This window comes from Brachyspira sp., assembly GCF_050873525.1.
Taxonomy (GTDB): domain Bacteria; phylum Spirochaetota; class Brachyspiria; order Brachyspirales; family Brachyspiraceae; genus Brachyspira.
This window is the reverse complement of sequence record NZ_JBNMIZ010000223.1, coordinates 1-4,344: the sequence shown is the minus strand read 5'-3', so window position 1 is coordinate 4,344 and position 4,344 is coordinate 1. Positions and strand designations below refer to the sequence as shown.

The 4,344-nt window shown below is 29.8% G+C and carries 4 protein-coding genes; 1 reads left to right on the top strand and 3 read right to left on the bottom strand.

Annotation, left to right across the window (positions count from 1 at the left end; all coding sequences use genetic code 11):
- Positions 1-380: 380 nt before the first annotated feature.
- Both ACR0QS_RS11580 and ACR0QS_RS11575 read right to left on the bottom strand, forming a co-directional pair.
- Positions 381-1,679 (bottom strand): replication-associated recombination protein A, encoded by a 1,299-nt coding sequence (locus ACR0QS_RS11580; protein ID WP_432633607.1) that lies wholly within the window; start codon positions 1,677-1,679, stop codon positions 381-383.
- Entirely contained in the window at positions 1,672-2,691 is a 1,020-nt protein-coding gene (locus ACR0QS_RS11575) for a hypothetical protein (protein WP_432633606.1), read from the bottom strand. The genes ACR0QS_RS11580 and ACR0QS_RS11575 overlap by 8 nt, the downstream gene beginning before the upstream one ends.
- Positions 2,692-2,934: 243 nt before the next feature.
- On the opposite strand from ACR0QS_RS11575, the gene ACR0QS_RS11570 reads away from it, so the two are divergent.
- Positions 2,935-3,240: a helix-turn-helix domain-containing protein gene (locus ACR0QS_RS11570; protein ID WP_432633605.1), complete on the top strand. Its 306-nt coding sequence runs from the start codon at positions 2,935-2,937 to the stop codon at positions 3,238-3,240.
- A 30-nt stretch (positions 3,241-3,270) separates the two neighbouring features.
- Here ACR0QS_RS11570 and ACR0QS_RS11565 read toward each other — a convergent pair whose 3' ends face one another.
- Positions 3,271-4,323 (bottom strand): glycoside hydrolase family 3 N-terminal domain-containing protein, encoded by a 1,053-nt coding sequence (locus tag ACR0QS_RS11565; RefSeq protein WP_432633604.1) that lies wholly within the window; start codon positions 4,321-4,323, stop codon positions 3,271-3,273.
- Positions 4,324-4,344: the final 21 nt, after the last annotated feature.

Below are 4,344 nucleotides of genomic sequence, written 5' to 3'. Positions count from 1 at the left end.
ATTTAAAAGATACAATACAGGCTTTGCTTTGCTTTGCTTTGCTTTGCTTTGCTTTGCTTTGCTTTGCTTTGCTTTGCTTTGCTTTGCTTTGCTTTGCTTTGCTTTGCTTAACAAAATTACAGTATTGTTTATTTATGATATTTTTATAGTTCATAGTTTCTCAACTTTAATAGTTTTGATTAATAAAGTATAGCAATGGATTAAAAATTTGTCAATGGTTTAATTTTAAAAAAATTCCGTCATTGCGAGCCGTAGGCGAAGCAATCCACTATTAATGAAGTGAGACTTTTAAATAAAATTTTATTTTAATTGGATTATTTCGGCTATAAATAGCCTCGTTCCCTGCGGGACGCCTTCAGCGAATGACTAATAAAAAATTGTCAATTAATCTGCTTTATTATCCAATCGTAAACCTTTTTTAATTCTCGTTCTTCGCCAATGTCCACGGGCTTATAATAATTTTTTTTGATTCCTTTTTCCAAATAATTTTGTTTGACAATATGATAAGGAAAATCATGTGGATATTTATATTCTTCTTCGGATTTTTTATCGAAACTTGCCGAATGATTATCTTTCAAATAATTTGGAATAGAATATAATTCCCCGTTTCTTATATCTCTTATTGCCAAGTCTATAGCCTTATAAGCGGAATTCGATTTCGGGCATAAAGCTAAATAAATAGTCGCTTCGGCTAACGGAATCCTTCCTTCTGGCATTCCGATAAAATCAACTATACTAATCAAAGAAGAAACTATATTCAAAGCTTTCGGTTCGGCTAAACCTATATCTTCCGAAGCCAATATGCATAATCTTCTAGCTATATATCGCGGGTCTTCTCCCGATTCAAGCATTCTTGCCAAATAATAAATCGCCGCGTTTGGGTCGCTTCCTCTTACACTTTTTATAAACGCGCTTATCGTATTATAATGTTCATCTTCGTCAAAATTTAAAGTTTGTTTGCTTGTCACATCTTTGACGATTTCTTCCGTTATAGTAAGTTTTTCTTTGGTTTCGTCAATTTGAGTTACAAAAAACGCCGCTTCGAGATAAGTTAAAGCCTTTCTCACATCTCCATGCGAATATTTTACTATCAAATCTACCGCCGAATCTTCTATTGCAATATCGTTTTCGCCGAGTCCTCTTTTATCCGTAATCGCTTTAAGTATCGCTTCTTTAATATCGCTATCTTCAAGATTCCTAAATTCAAAAAGCATTATGCGGGAGAGTAGGGCGTTTGTAAGATAAAAATAAGGATTTTGAGTAGTGCTTCCGATTAATATAACCGTTCCGTTTTCTACTGCTGGAAGTAAAGCGTCCTGCTGACTTTTATTGAATCTGTGAATTTCGTCTATAAATAAAATCGTTTTTTTTGAATTGGTTAAATTTTTTTCCGCTTTTTTTATCGCCTCTCTAATTTCCGAAACATTTGAAAGGACGGCGTTTAATTTTATATATTCGCTTTTCGTTTTTTTTGCGATTATAGAAGCTACGGTTGATTTTCCAACGCCAGGAGGACCGAAAAAAACCATAGAAGTTATTTTATCTTTATCAATCATTTTTCTTAAAGTTTTATTTTCCGATAAAATATGCTTCTGTCCGAAAACTTCTTCGATTGAAGTCGGGCGCATTCTTTCCGCCATAGGCAAAAAAGAATTGTCGCTATCCGTAAAATCAAACATTGAGTCTTTCAATATATTCCTCTAAAATCGGTATATAATCCATGATATTTTCTATTTTTTCTTTTATTTCGTATTCGAGCAAATCGGCTATAGATATATAATCTTCGTTTGAAAAAGCTTCGAGCAAATTATTCATCATTGAATTAAAATCGTTAATCGCGTCTATCAAACTTATATTTTCTATTTTTATATTCGAATAATCTATTTTGCAGATTTCCGCAACTTTTGAAAGAATGCTGAAAGAAAGTCCGACTATTCGAGAAAATTTTTCCGCATATATAAAAGCATCTTTGTCTTTTCCCGTTTGAAGTTTTTCAACGACTTCGTCAAGTATTTCTATTATAAAAGGCTGAAATTTCGGCAAAGTTCCAATTTTATATAAAGCGTTGTTTTCGTTTATATCGTTTGCAAATATAATCATCGTATTTATTTTAGCGTCTTCCAAAACAAGTTCCATAGCTGGCAAAACTTTATCGTTTATAAAAGGCTTCAAATCTTCGCTAAAAAATTCTTTAACTTTATCCAAATAATCTTCGTCCGCTTTTTCGTTATTAGTTATCGTATTAAGTCTTTCCAATTTTACTTCAAGCATTTTTAATATATGAATAATTCCATGAGGTTCAAGATTCATGTTGCATAAAAATATCGCTCTGGGAATAGAATCCAATATCCAAAATATTCCGTCTTTTAAGGCTTCAATATCGTTTTCGGTTAAAGTTGCGGAATCGGTTTTTGAAACTTTTTCTATATATTCTATTATTGAAATTATTGAAGACAAATAATATTCGCTGTGACTTAACGCTTCTATTTCTATTTTTTTCACACTTTCTATTGGTATCGTTTCATATTCGTTATTTATTTCGGGCGAGAGTTCTTTTTCGTCTATTATGATTCTATTGATTAAAAAAGAATTTGAATTGCACCATTCTTCAACGGGCTTTAATATTTCGTATGCGTTTTTTTCGTTTTCTAAAGTGGCGGATAATTCCTTTCCGTTTATAAATATTTTCATTATTCTATACCGATTTAAATATAAATTTATTTAAATTTTCGGTATTTATATATTTTCATTTATTAGTTTTATATTTTACATAAATCGTATTAATCAGTTATAACTATTATGAAAAATATTATAAGACTTTTTCATATTGATATTTTATTTATATTGTTATATTATGCAATCGTATCGATATGTTATTATATTGAAATTTAAAAAATTATAAATTAATTAGGTATTATATTTTTGGAGGGCTAAATGAGTATAAACGCTAAACATTCAATATCATTGAGCGAAGAAGAAAAGAACAAGATTCAAGAATTCCTAGGTAGAGATATTAAATCTAAAAGATTAGTTTCTCGCGCAAAAATACTTTTGGAACTTGACCAGAAAAACAACACAAGATTAACGCATACCGATATTGCTAAAAAATACGGTGTTACATATCATACGGTTGTAAACATCATAAACGAATATGTGAGGCTTGGACTAGATGCCACTCTCACATATAAAAGAAACCCTAATAGCAATAGAAAAAGAAAAAATCCAGAAGGACAAAATTAAAAATATTATTTTTCATGCGCAAGGTATTTATTATTTATTTTCAGAAATGATTTTTAATACTTTCGCGCATGAAATGATATTAGGATTTAAATCTTCAAACATATATTCTATATTTTGATATATGTTGCTATTTAAATTTATTCCAAAATTTATTCCTTTTTCTATTTTGCCCGTCATAGTTAAATCGTCCGTTATGGTAATTCCGTTAAAATTTAATTCTTTTTCTAAAATATCAATATAATTTTTGGATAAACTCGCAGGCAGTTTGTCGTCTATATATTTATTTTTTATATGCGCCGTTAATATAATCTCTGCTCCCGCGTCTATTCCTCTTTTGAATGGGACAAATTCTTTATTTTTTAATTCGCTAATTTTTTTATCTATGATTGGAAAACCGTCATGAGAATTTACGGATGTGTCTCCATGCCCGGGAAAATGTTTTAAGACGGTTATTATTCCCGCGTCTCTTTGGGCTTTAACCGTAGCCTCAACCATATCGGCGACTATATTTATATTAGTTGAAAAACTTCTTTCATACAAATAAGAGTTTGAATTGTTTGGAATATCGCATATCGGTCCTAATATCATATTGATTCCCAAATCGAGCAGAAATTTAGATTTTTGATAGGCGATTTTATAAGCGTATTCTTTATCGTTTTTATCTCCAATATTTTTTGGCGAAATATTTTTTAATTTGTCGAAATGAATTCTATTGACTTTGCCGCCTTCTTCGTCTATCGCTATTAATATATTTGGACTTACATATTCTCTCAAATTGGATGTGAGTTTTTTTAATTGATTTTCATTAGCTATATTATAATCAAAAAGTATAATTCCCGATATTTTATTTTCTTTCAATATTTTAATAGTCTCTTCGGATAATATTTTATCTTTTATTCCAACCATTAATAATAAGCCTTTTCTTTCTTTTTCGTTCATACTATAAACTTTGTCTATATATTTTGCCAAATGCGGATACAGATTTTTAATTTCTTTTTTACTGTCCGCCGTAGATTTACATGAAATAAAAAATATCGATATTATAAAAAAGCATAATATAATTTTATTAATTGGAACAAACATATTTTTTTAGTCCGTTAATAT